Genomic DNA, 21,636 nt, shown 5'->3' with positions numbered 1-21,636 from the left:
ATGGATAATTATATTGTAGGTCGCAATGCAGTTAAAGAGGCCCTTAGAAGCGGCCGCTCTATTCAACGCATTATGGTCAGTGAAGATAAGGTTAAAACTGGTCTAGCTGATATTGTTGGTCTTGCTAAATCTCAAGGTATTGAAGTACGTCCAACGCCTATCAAACAAATGAATAAATATGATTTAGAGGTACCACATCAAGGGGTTATCGCTCTTGTATCTGCCGTTCAATTTAAAGAACTAGGTGAAGTGCTACAAGAGACGAATCATGAAGTGCCTTTGCTTATTTTGACAGATAGCGTTGAGGATCCTCATAACATGGGGGCTATCATTCGTACTGCTGAATGTGTAGGTGCTACAGCGGTACTTATTCCGAAGCGACATAATGCCCCTATTAATGCGACAGTTGCTAAAACATCAGCCGGTGCTATTGAACAAATTCCACTAGTACAGGTTGGAAATGTAGTTCAAACTATTAAACAACTTCAAAAACAAGGATTTTGGGTTATGGGCGCTCATATGGAAGGAGATCGCACTTTATACGAGGCGGATATGACAATCCCTACTGTTATCGTAATTGGTAATGAGGGGAAAGGCATTAGTCGCGTTGTGAAAGAGGCATGTGATTTCCTCGTTACCATTCCTATGTATGGAAATTTGAATTCTTTGAATGCATCTGTGGCTGCTGCTGTTCTTATGTATGAAGCTGTGCGTCAGCGCCAAGCGAAATAATTATGCTAAAAGATATTTTAATTGTAGATGGATATAATGTGATATTCGCCTGGACTCATCTAAAGAAACTGGCTCATGAATCATTAGAACATGCCCGTATGGAGCTTCGAGATAGATTGTTGAATTACGGAAAATTCAAGGGTTATGAAGTTATCCTTGTATTTGATGGTAAATATACAAAATCTGGCGGCTCTGTAGAGGCTATTACGAGCGGATTCCTCGAAGTGTATACTGAAGATGGGGAAACGGCGGATTCCTTTATTGAGCGAGAGGTGTTTTTGCGAAAAGGTAAATACACCAATGTATATGTTGTGACCTCTGATGGAGCTGAACAAAATCAAATTCTTGGATCTGGAGGCTTGCGCATTCCAGCTCGAGAATTGCAAAATATGATTCGTATAGCTAAGGAAGAGGAACGACTACAATATGCTCATGAACATAGACGAGATCAATTTAGCTTGCGACGTAATGAAGTAGGAGGGTTATTATCTCCTGAAGTAGCTGAAAAGCTAGAGAAATTACGGCGTGGCCATTGATAGTTGAAAATCACATATAGTTCCAGTATAATGAATATATTGGTTTTTCTGCTCAATTGTAAGGAGGAGCATATGAACACAATTCATACACGCAAGCCCGATTACAATTTCAAAGAAATGACCGATGAGCAAGTTGTGGTCATAGCTCAAGAAGAGCAAAATGAGTTTGCAATCGATTATATTGTTAATAAATATAAAAACTTTGTTCGTGCAAAGGCGCGTTCTTACTTTTTAGTAGGCGCAGATCGTGAAGACATCATTCAAGAAGGGATGATTGGTCTTTATAAGGCTACGCGGGATTTTAAACATGATAAATTAGCGTCCTTTAGAGCTTTTGCAGAGCTTTGTATAACTAGACAGATTATTACGGCTATTAAGTCGGCTACTAGACAAAAACATGCGCCTTTGAACTCTTATGTATCGTTAAATAAACCAGTTTATACAGAGGAATCAGAGCGTACATTGATCGAGATGCTATCTTCAGCAAAGGTTACCAATCCTGAGGACCTTATTATCAGCCAAGAGGAATTGGATGATATTGAGCGCAATATTGGTCATATTTTAAGTGAACTCGAGTGGGAGGTCTTGGAAGGATATCTAGACGGACGTTCCTACCAAGAAATGGCTGAGGTCACTGATCGCAGTGTCAAATCTATAGACAATGCGTTGCAAAGGGTTAAACGTAAATTAGAGAAGTATTTAGAACATCGGGTTTTGGACTCTCCAAGAGCCACACAGGAAGGATGACAGTCGTGACAAATTTTTTAATGATTGTAGAAGTAATCGTATCTATTTTATTAATCGTAGTAGTTGTTGCACAGAATAGCAAAAACGCAGGCATGGGCGGTGCTGTATCTGGTGCGGCAGACTCTTCTTTTGGTGGTAAGCAACGCGGTTTAGACGCTTTCTTATCTAAATGTACGATTATATTGGGGATTATCTTTGCTGTGTTGAGCTTAGTGTTAGGGGCAATGATTAATCAATTCTAATGATGAAAGCCTGCTTTGCAGGCTTTTTCTTTTTATCAAATGAGGAGGTGAAAATTTGAAGAAGAAAGTATTAGACTTTTATAAATCTATACAACCACATGCATATCATATTGAAGATGCTGCCATGGATAACCACATCCGTGGTGGTAAAGATCTTGAGATGTTTATTCGTTCTGCAAAAATGCTTGCTCGAGAAGGGGTATTAATATCTTCGCGACCTGATGTATATCAATATGCAGAGCAACAACATGAAGAATATGAAGGTATTTATAAGGGCTATCGTAAGTCTTTTGGCTTTGTCATTATGCCTGAAGATGAAGATATATATGTAGCAGAACAAAATAAAGGTACTGCCATGCATAATGACAAGGTTCGCGTTCGCGTCATACCTTCTAATTATACAAAGCATAAACGAGAAGGCATTATCGTTGATGTTATTGAACGAGCTAATGAAACCGTAGTGGGTACTTATGACCGACAACAACACTTTGGCTTTGTTATCCCTGATGATGAGCGAATTGGGACTGATATCTTTGTAGATTTAAAAAATACATTAGATGCTCGTAGTGGCGCAAAGGTATTAGTGAAAATTACTAAATGGCCTGAAGGCGATAAAAAGCCCGAAGGTATTATTACTGAAATTCTTGGTTATAAGGGCGATGTAGGTCTCGATATTAACTGTATCATGGCGAATCATAAGATTCCTTTTAACTTCCCAGATGATGTTATTAAAGCGAGCAAGAAAATTGATACCTTTATTCATGAAGACCCTGCCCGCTGGGATCTTCGTGATTTACAAATGGTCACTATCGATGGGGAAGATGCAAAAGATTTAGACGATGCTGTGAGTGGCCGAAAATTACCAAATGGTAATTATGAATTAGGCGTACATATTGCAGATGTGAGTCATTATGTAGTATCTGGACAGGCCATTGATAATGAAGCCTATAAACGCGGTACATCTGTGTATTTAGTAGATCGTGTAGTACCGATGTTACCTGAGGTTCTATCTAATGGCATTTGTAGTTTAAATGCTCATGAAGATCGTTATGCTATGACGTGTATGATGGAAATAGATAAAGATGGTAAGGTTGTAAACTATCGTATTCGTCCATCTATTATCCATGTAGGACGTCGTTGTAGCTATAAAGAGGTCTATAAAGCATTAGAGGAAAATATTATTCCTCATGACTTACAAGACTTTATGCCTATGCTGCATGATTTGGCAGAAATCTCTAAGATTTTGAATCGAATGCGTCGTCGTAGAGGTGCTTTAGATTTTGATTTTCCTGAATATAAAGTATTACTCGATCATGATGGTACACCGTTACGTATTGTAAAACGAGATCGTACCATGGCAGAACGACTTATCGAAGAATGTATGCTCATTGCCAATGAAACAGTGGCTACACACTTAAAGAATACGCATCGTACATCGGTATATCGTATTCACGAGAACCCAAGTGAAGAAAAGTTAGATTTATTCCAAAAGGTATTAAATTACTTGGGGCAAAATCTCGTCCTTAGTGCTGATGGTGTAACACCAAGAGATTTTCAAAAAATCTTAGATGTAGTAAAGGGTCAAGATATTGAGCAAGTAGCTCAAATTATGACCTTGCGTTCTATGCAACAGGCTAAATATAGTATTAACAATGTGGGACACTTTGGCTTAGCATCTACATGTTATACGCATTTTACATCTCCTATTAGACGATATCCAGACTTAATGGTTCATCGCCTTTTAAAAGCTGATATGCATTGGAAAAATGGTTATTCTAAACGGGATGTAGAGGAAGCATTCTTAGCTGGAGCTGTTGAACATTCTTCTATACAGGAGCAAGTAGCTACTGAGGCTGAACGAGATACAGTAGATCTTAAAAAGACACAATATATGGTTCCATTTGTAGGAGAAGTCTTTGAAGGATCTATTTCTAGCATTACATCCTTTGGGATGTTCGTAGAATTAGAAAACGGTATCGATGGCCTTGTGCATATGAGCATGATGAATGATGATTACTATTTCTTTGATGAAGAACATTTTGTGCTTGTAGGCAAAAGAACAGGTAAAACCTATCACTTAGGTGAAAAGGTAACTGTTACCTTAGTAAAAGCCGATGTAGAAAAGAAACAGATCGACTTTGTACTTGGTGAAGTCAATAACCTAATGGCTATACAAGAACAATTGCAAAATGGTTCTGACTATGCAAGTAGTCGCGATGGCTATGGTAGTCGTAAAGGTCGTAAATCTTCAAGAAAATCCAGTAAAAAATCTTCCCGACGTGATAGCAGTAAATCCGGCCATTCTAGATATGATACTTTCAGTAAAAAATCTGGTAAAGGCAAATCAAGTCGTAAGAAATCTAATAAAACATCGAAGCGCAATCAATCTAAGAAATCTAAAAGTAAACGTAAACGATAGAGGTATATATGGCGAAACAATCTAGTCCATCTCTTATTGCTGATAATCGTAAGGCGCGTCATGATTTTAATATTCATGAAACCTATGAAGCCGGTATTGCTTTGACAGGTACTGAAATTAAATCCATACGTCAAGGTAAGCTGAACCTAAAAGACAGCTTTTGTCGCATTGATAAAGGTGAGCTCTTATTGTATGGCGTTCACATTAGTCCATACGAACAGGGGAACCGCTTTAATCATGAACCTGAACGAACTCGCAAATTGTTGATGCATAAATCTGAAATCAATAAACTGCATGCTCAGGTTAAGGAGAAAGGATTCTCTTTAGTGCCGCTCAATTTCCATTTCAGTCATGGTTATGTAAAGGTAACCGTTGGTCTTGTAACTGGTAAAAAGCTATATGATAAGCGTCAAGATATGGCAGAGCGCGATGCTAAGCGAGATATTGCTAAGAGACTTAAAGAACAGCAAAAATATTAAAATAAAAAGATCGAGTCATAATGGCTCGATTTTTTTGTGATATTTGTCAACTTATTTTGTACTTTTGGTTGATAAATATGTATATTGAAATTATAATGTAAACAAAGAGCAGTATTTGTAGTTGACATTTTCTAAGTAGAGGAGAAATATCATGAATCAGAACATCCGGTACATTACAGAGATTGCTATTTTAACGGCTATGATTACTGTGTTAGGTGCTATTAAAATACCTAATGTCATTCCAGGTATAGAATTTCAACTATCAGCCCCGTTAGCGGTAGCTATATGTGCCGTATTCGGATTTAAGAAATATATTATTAGTGGTTGTCTATCTAGTTTAATCGGTTTAGCACTAGGTACACAAACTATTTTGAATGTTATGATTGCTATGCAATTTAGACTTATCGTAGGGCTAATTCTTTGGATGTGCCACAATCATATGATCGGTATTATGATTTCTGGCCCGATTGCATCTGCATTAGCGCGATTGACCTTGTCTGTATATATTGGTAAGGCTGCATTACCTATGGTTGCATTAGCAGTGCCTGGCATGATTTTTACAGTCATTATGGCACCAGTATTTGTAAAAGTATTCCGTAAAATTCACAGCCAAGTACCTCAAAATGATCTTGTTAAAGGGAAGGTGTCATAATGGCTGAATTATATAGTGTACGCATGCGTGCTGCTCAAGGTGGTCCCCATGAAAAAGGGGGCCACCATATTTCTGGTGCAGAGCGGATTGTGAAGTTAGAAGAAGTAGGGGCTATAGCTCAATCGTTAGCTGATCGCGCACTGTATCACAGTAAAGGAACAGCTGATTTTATCAATATTACTGTAGATTTAATCCCACCGGAGAAGATTAGATATATTGACTGTCTAAAGGTAGAGGAACATAAAACTAATAGCATTTCTGAATCCCACCAATTGGCGATTGAATTATTAGATGATCCTGCTATTAGTAAGACTGCTGTTTACAAAGCTATTTCTATGTTAAAAAGTTTAGATAAATCCATGCGCGGCGCTATGTTAGTGGATACAATTACTGGTGGGCGTTTAGATGAAGGCAATCGTGGAGTACGTGTGAGCCATATGGACTCCTTTGACTCTCATGCGTTAGGTGATAATGAACATATGAGAGAGGCTTTAGTATTAGCTTCAAAGGTTCAATCAGCAGATGGTATTGTTGGCGAATTATGTTGGTCTGATGATCCAGACTATACAGTAGGTTATGTTGCTTGCAATGGTGTATACCATCGCATTCCTAATATGAAAGAATTGGGCTCAAATATAGGGGGCCGTATTTTCTTTGTACGGTCTGATATAGATAGTGAAAGTGTAATTGAGTATTTGGAGAGTGCTCCAGTACTTGTTCAACGGAGATAGAATGTACAAATTTTTTAAAGAACAATTGGACTCTAAGATAGAGAACCATAATTTACGAACCTTAAGAGAATACTGTCCTCTAGATGCAGTGCGAGTAAAACGAGATGATAAAGAATATTTAATGATGGCTTCAAATAATTATTTGGGCTTAACTTTTGATACTCGTGTAATAGAAGGGGCTCTGAAAGGGACTCAAGAATATGGTACTGGCTCAGGTGGGTCTCGACTTGTGTCTGGAACATTTCCATTGTTTACAGAGCTTGAAAATGCATTAGCAAAATTTAAGAATACAGAAAAAGCGCTCGTATTTAATACAGGTTATATGGCTAATGTAGGAACAATTTCAGCTATTGCAGATAAGGACACTATTATCTTTAGCGATGCTTTAAATCATGCTAGTATTATTGATGGTTGTAGATTAAGTCGAGGTACTATAAAAACATATGGCCACTGTGATATAGACGAATTAAAGTATTTGTTAAAATCGGTGGATCGAAACACTCAAAAGCTTATAGTTACAGATGGCGTATTTAGTATGGATGGGGATATTGCACCACTAGATAAGCTATATGAACTGAGCCGTGAATATAATGCACTGCTCATGGTAGATGATGCCCATGCAACTGGAACTATTGGTAATGGTCATGGTACAGCGGCCTATTTTGGACTCGAAAAAGAAGTAGACATACAACTTGGTACATTGAGTAAATCTTTAGGCTCTGTTGGTGGCTATGTAGCCGCAAATAGCACTATTATAGATTATCTCGTTAATACGAGTCGCAGTTTTATATTTTCTACCGCATTATCTCCTGCTGATATAGGGGCTGCCTTAGCTGCTCTACATGTTCTTGAATCAGATATATCCGTTTTACAGCGTTTACATGAAAATGTAAATTATATGGCAGACAAATTGATTTCCATGGGGATTAATGCTACCAATGAAACACCAATTTTCCCAATACTAATTGGGCGTAATGAAGATACACTTGCAGTATCTGAGTATCTATATGAGAGTGGTATTATTGGGACTGCTATTCGTCCCCCTACAGTACCTATTGGTGAAAGCAGAATTAGACTTACGGTGACTGCTGCGCATAATAAAGAACAAATAGATTATGTGTGCCAATCACTGCATAATGCTATGAAACAGTTATAATCATGATAATAGATAATATATTCACTAAAGACAGTAATAAGTGATAAAAGAATCCTTGGATTGGTAAAGCTGTCAAATTTAGATAAGTTGAGAAGGCTAAGAGTAGTGAATATACCGAATTGGTGAAGGTTTCATATAATTGACAGTAATACTAAATAGGCTTATAATTATGAGACCGACGCACGGGGATGTAAAGGTTTCGACAGGGGTGCGTGTGGTATAGATAGCGAGTCGGCGTTCCATGAGGCCGTTAAACGGTGGGAAAACATTTAAACGCAGAAGAAAATTTTGCATTAGCTGCATAAGCTACGTCCCTCATACTTGTGCCTACCAAGTGTGAATGGACGTCAAACCGTAGGCTGGCTTAATTCAGTTGTTCATATGAATTAGGCGAGACAATATGAACTGGGGTTGTGTAGCTTGTCTGTGAGCGGTAGCAACCTGAGACGTCAATCATAGACTGTGCTCGGAGAAGTCTATATGGCAACACTTTTGGACAGGGGTTCGACTCCCCTCATCTCCACCATATTGAATATATATGCTAGTAGTATAGAATGCTTAATAATGGTTCTATGCTTCTAGAATTTTTTTGTACACAGAAAAATATAAAAGTCAATAATTTTTGTCGCTTTGATTGTGTACAATGAATATGAATTTATATAGATTTTATCTATGTTTTATAAAGGTGGAAGGGTATCGAAAAAATTGACTTTGTCTATAGAATCCTGTAAAATATATAAAGATATTTATGTAATTATGACACATAGATGATTAGTTTCGTGTAAAGGAGTACAGATAATGAAGTTCCGTTATTCCCGTATGTTAGCGGCTCTCGTTGTATCCGCTGTAATGGTTGCTGGTTGTGGCAGTAATCAACAGCAAGCAGGCGACGTGAGTGTCAATGCATACAAAATTACTGCAAGTGATGCACAGGTAAACCAAACCTATGCTGGTACAGTAGTTGCAGAAAACTCTGTAGCTGTACATGCTCGTGTAACTGGTTACGTAGTTGAAAAATATGTTAAAGGTGGGGAGCAAGTTGTAGCAGGGCAGCCATTATATCGTATCGATTCTCGTCAATACGAAGCTAGTCTTGCCAACGCTGAAGCGCAAGCGGCTCAAGCTAATGCGACTTATAAAAATGCTGAAGTAGATCTTAATCGTTATGAAACATTGGCTCAACAAGATGCGATTGCGCAGCAACGTGTAGATACGCAACGCAGTACTACAGAACAAGCTAAGGCAGCATATGAAGCATACCAAGCATCTGTAAAGATTGCTCAAGATAACTTGGGTGACACAATGGTATATGCACCATATTCCGGTACATTACGTATGGATGATATTGATATGGGTGCATTTGTACAAGCTGGTTCTACAACATTAGTTACAATTGACTCCATTGATCCTATCTTTGTTGAGTTTAGTATGACTGAACAAGAATATCTTGACTTCATGAAAAATCCAACTGGCGATGATTCCAATGGTCCAAACATTCAATTAAAACTTGCAGACGGTGAAACATATAATCAACCGGGTTCTATTGTTCAAGCAGCAAAAAGTCTTGATCAATCAACAGGTAAGCTTGTGTTGAAAGCATCTTTCCCAAATCCTGATCATTTGTTATTGCCAAATATGTTTGCTACAGTGATTTCTCCTGGTCAAAAACTTAAAGATGCTATTCTTGTTCCTAGTCGTGCCATTCTTCAAATCATGGATAAAAACTTTATCTATGTTGTAAATGCTGATGGTGTAGTAGAACAAAAAAGTGTTGAAGTTGGCGGTACAAGTGGTAGCGATACAATTATTAAAGCCGGTTTAGCACCTGGAGACACAATCATCGTTGATGGCTTAACTAAGGTTAAAAACGGTGTGAAGGTTAATGCTAAATTGCTTTCAAAAGAACAATTAAAAGCTACAAAATAGAAGGGGGCTAGATCGTGTCGAAATTCTTTATTAATCGACCTATCTTTGCCATTGTAATAGCCATTGTTATTACCTTGGTAGGTCTCATTTCTATGATGAACCTTCCGATAGCTCGATATCCACAAATTTCTCCACCTACAGTTCGTGTAAACACTGCCTATACAGGTGCAACGGCTCAAGTTGTTAATGATACGGTAGCCAGTGTTATTGAAACACAAATCGTAGGCGTACAAGATATGGACTATATGACATCTAGTAGCTCTAGTAATGGTAGTTACTCTTTGACTGTTCAGTTCAATCAAGGCACAGATGCCGATATGGATACGGTTAATACACAAAACCGTGTACAAGCAGCACTTGCTCAATTACCTGCAGAGGTACAAGCAGTTGGTGTTACAACTACTAAATCTTCTGGTGATATGGCTATGGTATTTTCCTTGAACTCACCTGATGGTACTTATGATTCTACATTCTTAAAGAACTATAGTACCAACTATATGATGGATGCTATTAAAGCCATTAAGGGTGTCGGTTCTGTACAAGAGTTCGGTTCTGATTATGCTATGCGCATTTGGTTAGATCCAGCGAAGATGCAAAATCTTGGTGTTACCATTTCTGAAGTAACAGCAGCTATTAAGGGACAAAACTTACAGGCTGCTGCAGGTACAGTTGGTCAAAATCCTACTAATGGGGAACAAGCATTTCAATACCCTATCAAAATTGAAGGTCGTCTTGTAACACCTGAACAATTTGGTAATATTGCTATTAAAAGCTCTAATGGTAAGGTATTGCATCTAAAAGATGTTGCTCGCATTCAAATTGGTGCTAAAGGATATGACTTTATTGCTAAGTCCGCACATAAAGAGGTAGCAGGTTTTGCTATTTCCTTACAAAATGATGCGAATGCATTAGAAACTATTGCGAATGTTAAGAAGGTACTAGATGAACAATCTAAATCTTTCCCACCAGATATGCAATATAACGTAGTTGTAGATAATACTAAATTCGTAAGTGCTTCCATTAAAGAGGTAGAGCATACATTTGTAGAAGCATTGTTACTCGTTCTTATCGTAGTATATGTGTTCCTACAATCTTGGCGATCTACGATCATTCCTATGATTGCTGTTCCAGTATCCTTGCTAGGTACATTTGGTGCTTTCGTATTACTTGATTTCTCTATCAATACGTTAACATTATTCGCCATGGTATTGGCTATCGGCCTCGTTGTTGACGATGCTATCGTAGTAGTAGAAGCGGTAGAGTATGAATTAAAATATAATGGCTTACCTCCGAAAGAGGCGGCTATTAAAGCGATGGAAAATGTACAAGGCCCTGTAATTGGTATCGCCTTTGTATTGGTAGCTGTATTCGTACCAGTTGCCTTCATGGGTGGTATGACAGGTATTCTTTACAAACAGTTTGCATTAACAATCGCTGTATCTGTTGTTATTTCTGCGATTGTTGCCCTTGTATTAACACCAGCACTATGTGCTACGATGTTAAAACCTCACACACCTAAAGAGCGTGAAGATTGGGTACATCGTCAGTTAAATAAATTCAATGCAGGCCTAGAACGTTTCAGCAATTGGTATGGTATCCAATTGGCTCGTTTAAGCCATCGTTTGAGCTTAACCGTTATTGCATTGCTTATCTTTGCGGGGGGAACAGGCTTAGTATTCCACTTCTTACCAACATCCTTTGTACCTGCAGAGGATAGCGGTTATTACATGATTGCTGTTAATGAGCCGCCAGGTTCCACATCTGAGCGTACGATGGCGACCCTTGAAAAAATTGCCTCTTTCTTGGAAGGTAAAAATGATCCTGAAAAGCCAAAAGATGAGCAATTATTCCAAGAAGTATTTACAGTAGCAGGCTTTGACCTCTTAGGTGGTGGTCAAAAATCAAGTGCAGGTGTAATCTTTGCTACTATGTCTGACTGGAAGTATCGTACAACACAAGCAACATCAATTAATGCCATGGTTGGTCAAACATTTGGCTTTGCTGCTGAAAAGGTACCAGAAGCAACTGTAATTGCTATGAACCCACCATCTATTCCTGGTCTAGGTTCTACAGGTGGTTTCAGCATGTACCTCATTAACAAAGCTGGTGACAGCCCACAAGTTATGGCGGAACGTGCTAATGAATTCTTAGCAGAAGCTCGTAAGAGTCCAGCAATTCGATCTATTTACACTACATTTGATACATCTACACCATCCTTACAATTTGATGTGAATCGTGAAAAAGCGGCTCAAGATGGCGTGGCATTAGCTGATATCTTTACTACATTGCAAGGTTTCTATGGTAGTATTCAAGTCAATGACTTTACTACATATGGTAAAAACTATAAAGTAGTAGTTCAAGCTGAAGACGCTTACCGTCAAAATGCGGAACAGCTTAATATGCTAGCTGTTCGTAATAGCAAGGGCCTTATGGTTCCAGTTTCTAACTATATTACGAAAGAACAAACAGGTACACCGTCTAGTATTACTCGTTTTGATAATGCGATGGCTGTACAAATCGGTGGTTCTCAAGCGAATGGTTACTCCTCTGGTGATGCCATAAATGCATTGAAAGAGGCGGCAGCTAAAACATTACCAGCCGGTTATACATATGACTGGGCAGGTCAATCTCGTGAAGAGTTGAAAGCTGGTTCTCAAACCATCATGATTCTTGGTTTAGGTCTAGTATTTGTATTCTTAATTTTGGCTGCCTTGTATGAATCTTGGAAGGTACCATTTGCCGTATTGTTCTCCGTACCATCTGGTATGATTGGTGCTTCTTTAGTTCCATTCTTGTTGAACTTTACAGGCAGATATTCCTTAGCTAATGATATTTACATGCAGATTGGTCTCTTAACCCTTGTTGGTTTGGCTGCCAAAAATGCGATTTTGATTATTGAGTACGCTAAGATCCGTGTTGACGAACGTGGTATGAACGTTGTTGATGCCGCTATCGAAGCTGCAAAAATTCGTTTACGTCCAATTTTGATGACATCCTTTGCGTTTATCCTTGGTGTATTGCCATTGGCAGTATCTACTGGTGCTGGTTCTGGTGCTCGTACATCCATGGGTATTACTGTAGTAGCAGGGATGACAACAGCAACATTGTTTGGTATCTTTATCATTCCAATGCTGTTCATCATCATTGAAACACTTGGGCCTGGTTTGTTTACAAACCGCAAAAAAAATCACGACTAATCATTTACATTAGATAATTTTTTAGAATGATAAAAACACGTCACTACTTAGTAGTGGCGTGTTTTTTTATATAATTTATGATATAATAATAGAGTTAAAAATCGGATTGACGTAAGTCGATATTAAGTGTGAAATTTATATAAAAGAGGTATATTATGAGTGATGTAAAAACATATGTAGCAGGTCATAAAAGCCCTGATACAGATTCTATTTGTTCTGCTATTTCCTTTGCTAATTTCTTAACACAAATGGGTACACCAGCTACTCCAGTATGTGCAGGTGAAGCAAATAAGGAAACAACATACGTATTGAATCATTTTGGTTTTGAACACCCTCAAATCGTTAAGAATTGGGAAGAATTTGCTCCAGAAGGTGGTAACTTATATTTAACAGACCACAATGAATCTAAACAAATCATTGACGGTTACAAGTCTATGAATATGTGCGGCGTTGTGGATCATCACCGCATTGGTGATTTCGAAACTGATGGTCCTGTATTTATGCGTTTAGAACCAGTAGGTTGCTCTAATACAATCATTACTAAATTGTACATGGAAAACAATCAAGAAATTCCTAAAACTATTGCTGGTTTGATGTTGTCCGCTATCATTTCTGATACTGTTTTATTCCGCTCTCCAACATGCACAGAAACAGATAAAGAAATGGCACATAAATTGGCGGAAATCGCTGGTGTAGATATCGAGTCCTATGGCCTTGATATGTTAAAAGCTGGTGCAGATATTTCTGATTTGACTAACGACGACATCGTTCGTACAGACATGAAAGAATTCTCCGAAGCAGGTAAAACAATTTCTATCGGTCAAATTTCCGTTATGGATACAACAGACGTATTGGCTAAACAAGGTGAATTAGTACAAGCGTTAGAAGCTCTTCGCAGTGCTAATAACTATGATGCATCTTACATCATGATTACAAATATTCTTGATGAAAGTACTACATTGTTATTCAGCGGTGATGTAGAAGCTGTAGTAACAAAAGCATTCGAAAAAGAAGTTAAAGATAATGGCGTATTCTTGCCAAATACTATGTCTCGTAAAAAACAAATCGTACCACCAATTCTTGGTGCTATGAAATAGTATAGTAGTATACAAAGGGAAAAGAACGTTGCTTGCAACGTTCTTCTTCTCTATTTATATGATTATGAAACTATAGTATATGTAAGGGCGATAGGGGTGTTCCGATGAATTCATTATTAACAGGTTTAAATAAAGAGCAACAACAAGCCGTTCAACATACGGAAGGCCCTTTATTGATTTTAGCCGGTGCAGGATCTGGTAAAACAAAGGTTTTAACTGTTCGTATTGCACATTTATTGGGTCAAGGTGTTAATCCTTATGAAATCTTAGCTATTACTTTCACCAATAAAGCGGCAAAAGAAATGAAAAGTCGTGTAGAAGGTTTAGTAGGTGATGTAGCTAATCGTATTTGGCTCAGCACATTCCATAGCTTCTGTGCCAAATTTTTGCGTTTTGAGTTAGATAATTTCTTAGGTTATAACAGTAACTTTACAATCTATGATACATCTGACTCTCAAGCTGTTATTAAGGCGGCTTTGAAAGCATTAAACCTTGACGATAAATACTATCCTGTAGGTGCTATGATCGCCGCTATATCTGACGCAAAGAATAAATTGCTTTTTGCATCTGATTTTAGAAAACAAGCGAGAGACTTTTACCAACAAAAGGTTGCTGATGTATACGAGTATTATGAACGGGAATTGCGTAAGAATAATGCTCTAGATTTTGATGATCTTTTATTGGTAGCCGTTAAATTATTGCAGTCCAATGAGGCTGTATTAGATAAATATAGTAAGCGATTCCGCTATGTTATGATCGACGAATATCAAGATACAAACCACGCTCAATATTTATTGGCTAAATTATTAGCCTCTCATTGGAAAAATATTGCTGTGGTAGGTGATGCTGACCAAAGTATTTACGCATGGCGTGGTGCAGATATTCAAAATATTTTGGACTTTGAAAAGGATTATCCAAACTGTACATCTATTAAGCTAGAACAAAACTACCGTTCTACAAAGATCATTCTTGATGCAGCCAATGCGGTAATTGAAAATAACGAAGGTCGTCCTAAGAAGAATTTATGGACAGATAAAACAGAAGGGGCTAAAATTCAGCATTTTACAGCTCAATCTGAACATGAAGAAGCTGCTTTCATTGGCGATACTATTGCTAAAAAGCACGATATCCATGGTGTACCTTATGGTGATATGGCTATTTTGTACCGTACTAATGCTCAATCTCGTGTGCTGGAAGAAGCACTGATTAAGAGAGCATTGCCCTATACAATGGTAGGAGGCACAAAGTTCTACGATCGTAAAGAAATTAAGGATGTTTTAGCATATTTACGCGTGTTATATAATCCGTTCGATGATTTAAGCTTATTGCGTATCATCAATGTACCTAAGCGTAGTATTGGTGCTACTACAGTGGCAAAACTACAAGATTATGCTCGTGCAAATGGTACATCCTTGTTTATGACATTAACACAGTTGCATCTAGTAGATACGATTAAAGGTAAGACAAAGGAAAAGTTAGAAGAATTTGGTATTCTTATTTTTACTCTTGTAGCTGAAATGGAAGATAAATCGGTACTCGATATTTTAGAAGCCATTCTTGATAGAACTGGTTACTTGGCACAATTAGAAGAAAGTACAGATCCACAAGATCAGGCTCGTGCTGAGAATATCGGTGAACTTTTATCTGTAGCTAAAGACTTCCAAGATACAAATCCAACTGGTACAGTGGAGGACTTCTTGGAACAAGTAGCACTCGTAAATGATGTTGATTCTTTCGAGCAAGAAGAGTCTAAAGTTACTTTGATGACATTACATGCTGCCAAAGGTTTGGAATTCCCTATTGTATTCTTAGGTGGCTTGGAGGAAGGTTTATTCCCTCATAGTCGCACCTTGATGAACCCTGAGGAAATTGAAGAGGAACGCCGCCTTGCTTATGTAGGTATTACTCGTGCTGAAAAGGAATTATATATTTCTAATGCCACTACGCGTACCGTATTTGGACGGACTAGCAGCTATTTACCATCTCGTTTTATCGATGAAATTCCAGAAGAATTAGTAGATGGTTTGCGTGCTAAGCGTAAAGTACCTGATGATATTAAGCGTCATGTGCCGCAACATATGAGTGTTACAAGCCGACCAGTTACAAAGCCAATCGTTCGCAATGAAGTAATTGCCGATTGGAAGGTTGGCGATACGGCTATTCATAGCAAGTGGGGCAATGGTAAAGTCATCAATGTTGCCGGCGAAGGGGCTGGTATGAAGCTGACAATTGAATTCCCTACACAAGGTGTACGTGTAGTAATGGCAAAATTTGCACCTGTTAAGAAGGAATAAAACTTGTGTATCGCAGTTAACCTCTCTACATTACTTGTTAGGAACGTATAGAGTGTTACTGCACAGTAAAAGGGATGTAATATGAATCCGAAAGATAGAATTAAAGAGTTACAACAAGAGCTAACTCATGCGCAGTATTTATACTACGTAAAAGATGCTCCTACAATGAGTGACTTTGAATATGATAAAAAATATCGTGAGCTTGTTGATTTGGAAACCGCTCATCCTGAATATATTGTGCCATCTTCTCCAACACAACGGGTAGGCATGAAGGTGGAAGGTTCCTTTGAAAAGGTCGTTCATGGCCGTCCTATGTTGAGCTTATCTAATGTATTTAGTGCTGATGAAGTACGTGCATTTGCTAGTCGTGTAGAGAAGGAATTAGGTCATAAGCCTTCTGCTTATGTGGTAGAACTTAAAATCGATGGTTTAGCTGTTAATTTGCACTATGAGAACGGCATGTTTGTACGTGCCGTAACACGTGGTGATGGTCGCGTTGGTGAAGATGTAACTGCTAATGTGCGTACTATTAAATCCATTCCTTTATATTTAGAGAATGCGCCAGAATTTATCGAGGTTCGCGGTGAAGCGTATATGCCTCATAGCGAATTTAAACGCATAAATGAAGAACGTGATGAAGAGGGCTTGCCAACCTTTGTGAATCCTCGTAATGCGGCGGCAGGCTCCTTGCGTCAACAAGATCCTGCTATTACAGCAAGTCGTAACTTAGCCTTCTTTGCTTATGCTTTAGGTTCCGAAGTAGGTGCTAATATTCATAGCCAAGAGGAATTACTCAAAAGCCTAGAAAACTTTAAATTCTCTGTGAATCCTCACTATCGCGTGTGTCAAACCATTGATGAAGTTATTGAAACTATCAATTATTGGGATGAAAAACGCCATGACTTGCCATACGATACCGACGGTATGGTTATTAAAGTAAATAGCTTTGATGATCAAGAGGCACTTGGCAGTACAGCCAAGGATCCTAAGTGGGCTACAGCCTATAAATATCCTCCAGAAGAGGTAGAAACCATTCTCAAGGATATTACGATTAATGTAGGGCGTACAGGCGTTCTTACACCTACTGGTGAGCTAGAATCTGTATTCGTGTCCGGTACAAATGTAAGTCGTGTTACATTACATAACCAAGACTTCATCAATGAAAAGGATATTCGCATTGGTGACCATGTTATCATTCACAAGGCAGCCGAGATTATTCCAGAGGTTATCCGCGTAGTTCCAGAAAAACGAACTGGTTCTGAAGTACCTTTCACAATTCCTAATACATGTCCTGTATGCGAATTTCCTGCAGTCCGACGTGAAGGTGAAGCCGCTGTTCGCTGCACCAATAAACATTGTCCTGCCATTGAAAAGGAACAAATTATCCATTTTGCATCTCGCGATGCTATGAATATCGATGGTCTCGGGCCTAGCATTGTAGAAAACCTAATCAATAACAAATTAATCACCAATGTTGTTGATTTATATCATTTAACGGTGGATCAACTAGTTACCATGGACCGAATGGGTAAGAAGTCTGCAGAGAATTTAGTAAAAGCTATCGGAGATTCTAAATCTCGCGGATTAGATCGTGTACTATATGGTCTTGGTATTCGACTAATTGGATCTAAAGCAGCCGGAACAATTGCTAATGTCGTGAAATCTATGGAACGGTTTATGACTATTACTAAGGAAGAACTCGTTGCAGTAGAAGAGATTGGTCCTACGATGGCAGATAGTATTGTTGAATACCGTCAAGATCCTACTCATGTAGAAATCATTGAAGGTTTAACTGCGGCAGGTCTTAAGATGACTGTAGATGTTGTAGAAGCTGCAGGTAATCAACTGGAAGGGGAAATCGTCGTTCTCACAGGGAAGCTTGAAGTTATGGGTCGCAGTGAAGCCGGTAAAATTCTTGAAGCTCATGGAGCAAAGGTGACAGGTTCCGTCTCTAAGAAAACAACCCTTGTTATTGCTGGCGAAGACAGTGGTAGTAAGCTTACTAAAGCAAATGAATTGGGGATTCGTGTTATGAATGAAGAAGAGTTTGTAGAACTCCTACGCGAACTCGGAGAAATCCAATAGACATACATTCTACAATATTTTGAAAATATATATTATTTGCTTTATAATAAATAATTATGAAAGGATGTGTCTCGATGAAAATCAGCCAAGAGGAAATTAAAAAAATCGCCTTACTTTCACGGTTGGAAGTTAAGGAAGAACATATGGCACATGTAGAAAAAGAGTTGTCCGACATCTTGACTTATGTTGCTGAACTAGATGCATTAGAACTTGATGGTGTGGAGCCTATGGCTCATGCAGTACCATTGCACAATGTATTTAGAGAGGATGAAACAAAACCATCCCTCGATCATGATTTAGCTTTATCCAATGCTCCAGAAGCAGAGGATGGGTACTTTAAAGTACCTCGCGTTGTACAAGAATAGGAGGTTTCGCTGTGGCAACAATTCATGAATTACACAAGAAACTAGTGAATAAAGAAATCAGCGCTGTTGAATTGACGAATGCTGTTATTGCACATAAAGCGAAAGTGGAACCGACTGTACATGCGTACTTATCCGATTCTCATGATCGCGCTTTGGCTACAGCTAAGCTTGTAGATGAAACAATTGCTAAAGGTGAAGCTATTTCCCCATTGGCAGGTATTCCTGGTGCCATCAAAGATAATATTTGTATTAAAGATGAGCCTGCAACATGTGCATCTAAAATGTTAGAAAACTTTATTCCTCCATACAATGCGTCTGTTATCGAACGTTTACAAGACAATCATTATGTTAGTCTAGGCAAACTTAACATGGACGAATTTGCTATGGGTGGGTCTACAGAGAACTCTGCATTAGCAAAAACGACTAATCCTTGGAATATTGATTGTGTACCAGGCGGTTCTTCTGGTGGTAGTGCAGCAGCTGTATCTAGTGGTTCTGCAATCTGGGCTCTTGGCTCTGATACAGGTGGGTCTATTCGTCAACCAGCATCCTTCTGTGGCGTTGTAGGTTTAAAACCAACATATGGTAATGTATCTCGTTACGGTTTAATTGCTTTCGCATCTTCTTTGGATCAAATTGGCCCTGTTACTCGAGATGTAACTGATGCTGCTTTAGTATTAAATGCTATTTCTGGCCACGATGCTAAAGATTCCACATCCATTCCAGGTACTCGTGTAGACTACACTACAGCTCTTGTAAATGATGTAAAAAATCTAAAAATTGGTGTACCAAAAGAATTCTTTGGTGAAGGTCTCAATAGCGAAGTTCGTAAAGCTATTGAAGAAGCTATCGAAACATACAAAAAATTAGGTGCTGAAATCGTTGAGGTTTCCTTGCCTAATTCTAAATATGCATTATCTGCGTACTATATCATTGCATTGGCAGAGGCAAGCTCTAACTTGGCTCGTTATGACGGTGTAAGCTATGGTATGCGCGTACCTGCAGATAATTTAGTAGAAATGTCTACTAAAACTCGTACAGAAGGTTTTGGTCCTGAAGTACAACGCCGTATCTTGTTAGGCACCTATGTATTGAGTGCTGGTTACTATGATGCTTATTATTTGAAAGCATTGAAAGTTCGTCGCCTTATTAAAAACGAATTTGATGAAGCTTTCTCCAAAGTGGATTTAATCTTAACACCAACTGCACCTAATACGTCTTATAAATTTGGTGAAAAAGCAAATGATCCATTAGCAATGTACTTAGAAGATATCTGTACAGTACCAGCTAACCTTGCAGGTATCCCAGGTATCAGCATTCCAGCAGGTATGAGTAGTAGCAATTTACCAATCGGTATGCAATTGCTTGGTCCTGCTATGGGTGAAGAAACATTGTTACGTGCGGCTTTCACATTTGAACAAGCACGTCCAGACTGTCAATTAGTAGCACCAACTGGGGAGGTTTCTCTATGAGTAGTAAATACGAAACAGTCGTTGGTTTAGAGGTTCATACAGAGCTTAAGACTAAGTCTAAAATCTTCTGTGGTTGTACCACTGAATTCGGCGGCGATCAAAATACACATGTATGCCCAGTATGTCTTGGCTTGCCTGGTGCTATGCCTGTGTTAAATAAACAAGTAGTAGAATTTGCTATTAAAGTAGGGTTAGCATTGAACTGTGAAATTCTAAACTTTAACAAATTTGACCGTAAAAACTACTACTATCCAGATTTGCCTAAAAACTATCAAACATCTCAATATGATTTGCCAATTTGCTTAAATGGTCATTTGGACATTGAAGTAAATGGTGAAACTAAACGCATTGGTATTACCCGTATTCACATGGAAGAAGATGCGGGTAAACTCGTTCATAGTGGCAACACTATTTCCGATTCCAAATCTTCTAATGTTGACTACAACCGTACAGGTGTACCTCTACTTGAAATCGTATCTGAACCAGATATTCGTTCCGGTGCAGAAGCGAGAGCATATGTTGAAAAACTACGTTCTATTTTGCAATATTTAGAAGTATCTGATGGCCGTATGGAAGAAGGTTCCTTGCGTGGTGACTGTAATGTATCCGTACGTTTGCGCGGTACTAAAGAGTTCGGTACGCGTACAGAAACTAAGAATGTAAACTCCTTAACAGCTATTCAAAAGGTTGTTGAATATGAAGCATTACGTCAAGCTAAGTTGATTGAAGCTGGCGGTAAAGTAGATCAAGAAACACGTACATGGGATGATGCTCAAGGCATTACTATTGGTATGCGTAAAAAAGACGAAGAAAACGATTATCGTTACTTCCCAGAACCAGATTTGGTACCAATCGTAATTACAGACGAAAAAATCGAAGAAGTACGTCGTGCATTACCTGAATTGCAAGATGCTAAGATTGAACGCTTTGTATCTGAATATGGGTTATCTCGTGAAGATGCAACAATCCTTACTGTATCTCGTAAAACTGCAGATTTCTTAGATGCTACTGTAAAAGCAGGTGCAGATGCTAAGACTGTGGCTAACTGGATGCTTGGTGACTTGTCCAAGATGATTAATGAAAGTGGTTTAACATTTGCTGAATCTAAAGTAAGCCCAGAAAACTTGGCTGGTATGATTGCCCTTATTGATAAAGGTACAATCTCTGGTAAAATTGCGAAAAAAGTTATCGTATCCATGTGGGAATCCGGCAAGGATGCTGATACTATCGTAAAAGAAGAAGGTCTTGTTCAAATTACAGATACAGGCGCTATTGAAGAAATCGTTAAACAAGTTATCGCTAACAACCCACAACCAGTGGCAGACTTCAAGAGCGGTAATGGCAAGGCTATTGGCTTCTTAGTTGGTCAAGTTATGAAGGAATCTAAAGGCCGTGCTAACCCTGGTATGGTTAATGAATTACTTCAAAAATTCTTGAATGACTAATCTGTGCGTTAGCATATATTAGTTACAAAGAATACTAATATAATACATCCCCTATAGATAT

The 21,636-nt window shown here is 38.5% G+C and carries 17 protein-coding genes and 1 other RNA gene; all 18 read left to right on the top strand.

The genetic code is table 11. The features are described 5' to 3' along the window. The 18 genes from rlmB (at position 1) to gatB (ending at position 21,575) form a co-directional block, all read left to right on the top strand. Positions 1 to 732, top strand: coding sequence for a 23S rRNA (guanosine(2251)-2'-O)-methyltransferase RlmB (rlmB, locus tag VCHSUH03_RS01620; RefSeq protein WP_105093842.1), 732 nt, complete (start codon positions 1 to 3; stop codon positions 730 to 732). A gap of 2 nt (positions 733 to 734) precedes the next feature. Continuing rightward, positions 735 to 1,268 (top strand): NYN domain-containing protein, encoded by a 534-nt coding sequence (locus VCHSUH03_RS01615; protein WP_004697429.1) that lies wholly within the window; start codon positions 735 to 737, stop codon positions 1,266 to 1,268. A gap of 72 nt (positions 1,269 to 1,340) precedes the next feature. Continuing rightward, the gene (gene sigH / locus VCHSUH03_RS01610; RefSeq protein ID WP_004696966.1) at positions 1,341 to 2,015 is read left to right on the top strand and encodes an RNA polymerase sporulation sigma factor SigH; all 675 of its coding nucleotides are present in this window, start codon (positions 1,341 to 1,343) and stop codon (positions 2,013 to 2,015) included. Positions 2,016 to 2,020: 5 nt separating this feature from the next. Further along, positions 2,021 to 2,257, top strand: a complete 237-nt coding sequence (gene secG / locus VCHSUH03_RS01605; RefSeq protein ID WP_004695991.1) for a preprotein translocase subunit SecG — start codon at positions 2,021 to 2,023, stop codon at positions 2,255 to 2,257. Positions 2,258 to 2,312: 55 nt separating this feature from the next. Beyond that, the gene (gene rnr / locus VCHSUH03_RS01600; protein ID WP_105093841.1) at positions 2,313 to 4,676 is read left to right on the top strand and encodes a ribonuclease R; all 2,364 of its coding nucleotides are present in this window, start codon (positions 2,313 to 2,315) and stop codon (positions 4,674 to 4,676) included. Positions 4,677 to 4,684: 8 nt separating this feature from the next. Next, a complete protein-coding gene (smpB, locus tag VCHSUH03_RS01595) occupies positions 4,685 to 5,155 on the top strand; it encodes an SsrA-binding protein SmpB (protein WP_004697155.1) in 471 nt (156 codons plus the stop codon). Between the two features lie 151 nt (positions 5,156 to 5,306). Then, the gene (locus VCHSUH03_RS01590; RefSeq protein WP_105093840.1) at positions 5,307 to 5,807 is read left to right on the top strand and encodes a hypothetical protein; all 501 of its coding nucleotides are present in this window, start codon (positions 5,307 to 5,309) and stop codon (positions 5,805 to 5,807) included. Beyond that, on the top strand, positions 5,807 to 6,538 hold the full coding sequence (locus VCHSUH03_RS01585; RefSeq protein WP_105093839.1) for a 6-carboxyhexanoate--CoA ligase: 732 nt from the start codon (positions 5,807 to 5,809) through the stop codon (positions 6,536 to 6,538). Before VCHSUH03_RS01590 ends, VCHSUH03_RS01585 begins: the two co-directional genes overlap by 1 nt. Position 6,539: 1 nt before the next feature. Then, the gene (gene bioF / locus VCHSUH03_RS01580; protein ID WP_105093838.1) at positions 6,540 to 7,694 is read left to right on the top strand and encodes an 8-amino-7-oxononanoate synthase; all 1,155 of its coding nucleotides are present in this window, start codon (positions 6,540 to 6,542) and stop codon (positions 7,692 to 7,694) included. 184 nt (positions 7,695 to 7,878) lie between these two features. Next, positions 7,879 to 8,220: a transfer-messenger RNA gene (gene ssrA, locus VCHSUH03_RS01575) on the top strand. Positions 8,221 to 8,492: 272 nt separating this feature from the next. Then, on the top strand, positions 8,493 to 9,620 hold the full coding sequence (locus tag VCHSUH03_RS01570; RefSeq protein ID WP_008601056.1) for an efflux RND transporter periplasmic adaptor subunit: 1,128 nt from the start codon (positions 8,493 to 8,495) through the stop codon (positions 9,618 to 9,620). 14 nt (positions 9,621 to 9,634) lie between these two features. Further along, on the top strand, positions 9,635 to 12,817 hold the full coding sequence (locus VCHSUH03_RS01565) for an efflux RND transporter permease subunit (protein WP_008601054.1): 3,183 nt from the start codon (positions 9,635 to 9,637) through the stop codon (positions 12,815 to 12,817). Between the two features lie 155 nt (positions 12,818 to 12,972). After that, positions 12,973 to 13,914, top strand: coding sequence for a manganese-dependent inorganic pyrophosphatase (locus tag VCHSUH03_RS01560; RefSeq protein WP_008601052.1), 942 nt, complete (start codon positions 12,973 to 12,975; stop codon positions 13,912 to 13,914). A gap of 104 nt (positions 13,915 to 14,018) precedes the next feature. Then, positions 14,019 to 16,208, top strand: a complete 2,190-nt coding sequence (gene pcrA, locus VCHSUH03_RS01555; protein WP_105093837.1) for a DNA helicase PcrA — start codon at positions 14,019 to 14,021, stop codon at positions 16,206 to 16,208. A gap of 81 nt (positions 16,209 to 16,289) precedes the next feature. Continuing rightward, complete coding sequence (gene ligA / locus VCHSUH03_RS01550; RefSeq protein WP_105093836.1) at positions 16,290 to 18,293, top strand: NAD-dependent DNA ligase LigA; 2,004 nt, start codon at positions 16,290 to 16,292, stop codon at positions 18,291 to 18,293. 74 nt (positions 18,294 to 18,367) lie between these two features. Beyond that, complete coding sequence (gatC, locus tag VCHSUH03_RS01545; RefSeq protein ID WP_004696952.1) at positions 18,368 to 18,658, top strand: Asp-tRNA(Asn)/Glu-tRNA(Gln) amidotransferase subunit GatC; 291 nt, start codon at positions 18,368 to 18,370, stop codon at positions 18,656 to 18,658. Positions 18,659 to 18,669: 11 nt separating this feature from the next. After that, positions 18,670 to 20,130: an Asp-tRNA(Asn)/Glu-tRNA(Gln) amidotransferase subunit GatA gene (gatA, locus tag VCHSUH03_RS01540; RefSeq protein WP_105093835.1), complete on the top strand. Its 1,461-nt coding sequence runs from the start codon at positions 18,670 to 18,672 to the stop codon at positions 20,128 to 20,130. Continuing rightward, positions 20,127 to 21,575 carry an Asp-tRNA(Asn)/Glu-tRNA(Gln) amidotransferase subunit GatB gene (gene gatB / locus VCHSUH03_RS01535; protein ID WP_105093834.1) on the top strand — a complete coding sequence of 483 codons (1,449 nt, stop codon included), beginning with the start codon at positions 20,127 to 20,129 and terminating at the stop codon, positions 21,573 to 21,575. The genes gatA and gatB overlap by 4 nt, the downstream gene beginning before the upstream one ends. Positions 21,576 to 21,636 lie beyond the last annotated feature (61 nt).

This window comes from Veillonella infantium, assembly GCF_002959895.1.
In the GTDB taxonomy this organism is placed as follows: Bacteria; Bacillota; Negativicutes; order Veillonellales; family Veillonellaceae; genus Veillonella; species Veillonella infantium.
Note: the sequence above shows the minus strand (reverse complement) of the source record. Positions and strands in the feature narration are given on the sequence as shown.

Bases quoted from the DNA above. Each gene is read 5' to 3' on its own strand.
- bioF (WP_105093838.1), top strand. From the start codon at position 6,540: ATGTACAAATTTTTTAAAGAACAATTGGACTCTAAGATAGAGAACCAT.
- VCHSUH03_RS01570 (WP_008601056.1), top strand. From the start codon at position 8,493: ATGAAGTTCCGTTATTCCCGTATGTTAGCGGCTCTCGTTGTATCCGCT.
- smpB (WP_004697155.1), top strand. From the start codon at position 4,685: ATGGCGAAACAATCTAGTCCATCTCTTATTGCTGATAATCGTAAGGCG.
- pcrA (WP_105093837.1), top strand. From the start codon at position 14,019: ATGAATTCATTATTAACAGGTTTAAATAAAGAGCAACAACAAGCCGTT.
- VCHSUH03_RS01585 (WP_105093839.1), top strand. From the start codon at position 5,807: ATGGCTGAATTATATAGTGTACGCATGCGTGCTGCTCAAGGTGGTCCC.
- VCHSUH03_RS01590 (WP_105093840.1), top strand. From the start codon at position 5,307: ATGAATCAGAACATCCGGTACATTACAGAGATTGCTATTTTAACGGCT.
- gatC (WP_004696952.1), top strand. From the start codon at position 18,368: ATGAAAATCAGCCAAGAGGAAATTAAAAAAATCGCCTTACTTTCACGG.
- ligA (WP_105093836.1), top strand. From the start codon at position 16,290: ATGAATCCGAAAGATAGAATTAAAGAGTTACAACAAGAGCTAACTCAT.
- rlmB (WP_105093842.1), top strand. From the start codon at position 1: ATGGATAATTATATTGTAGGTCGCAATGCAGTTAAAGAGGCCCTTAGA.
- gatB (WP_105093834.1), top strand. From the start codon at position 20,127: ATGAGTAGTAAATACGAAACAGTCGTTGGTTTAGAGGTTCATACAGAG.
- VCHSUH03_RS01560 (WP_008601052.1), top strand. From the start codon at position 12,973: ATGAGTGATGTAAAAACATATGTAGCAGGTCATAAAAGCCCTGATACA.
- VCHSUH03_RS01615 (WP_004697429.1), top strand. From the start codon at position 735: ATGCTAAAAGATATTTTAATTGTAGATGGATATAATGTGATATTCGCC.
- sigH (WP_004696966.1), top strand. From the start codon at position 1,341: ATGAACACAATTCATACACGCAAGCCCGATTACAATTTCAAAGAAATG.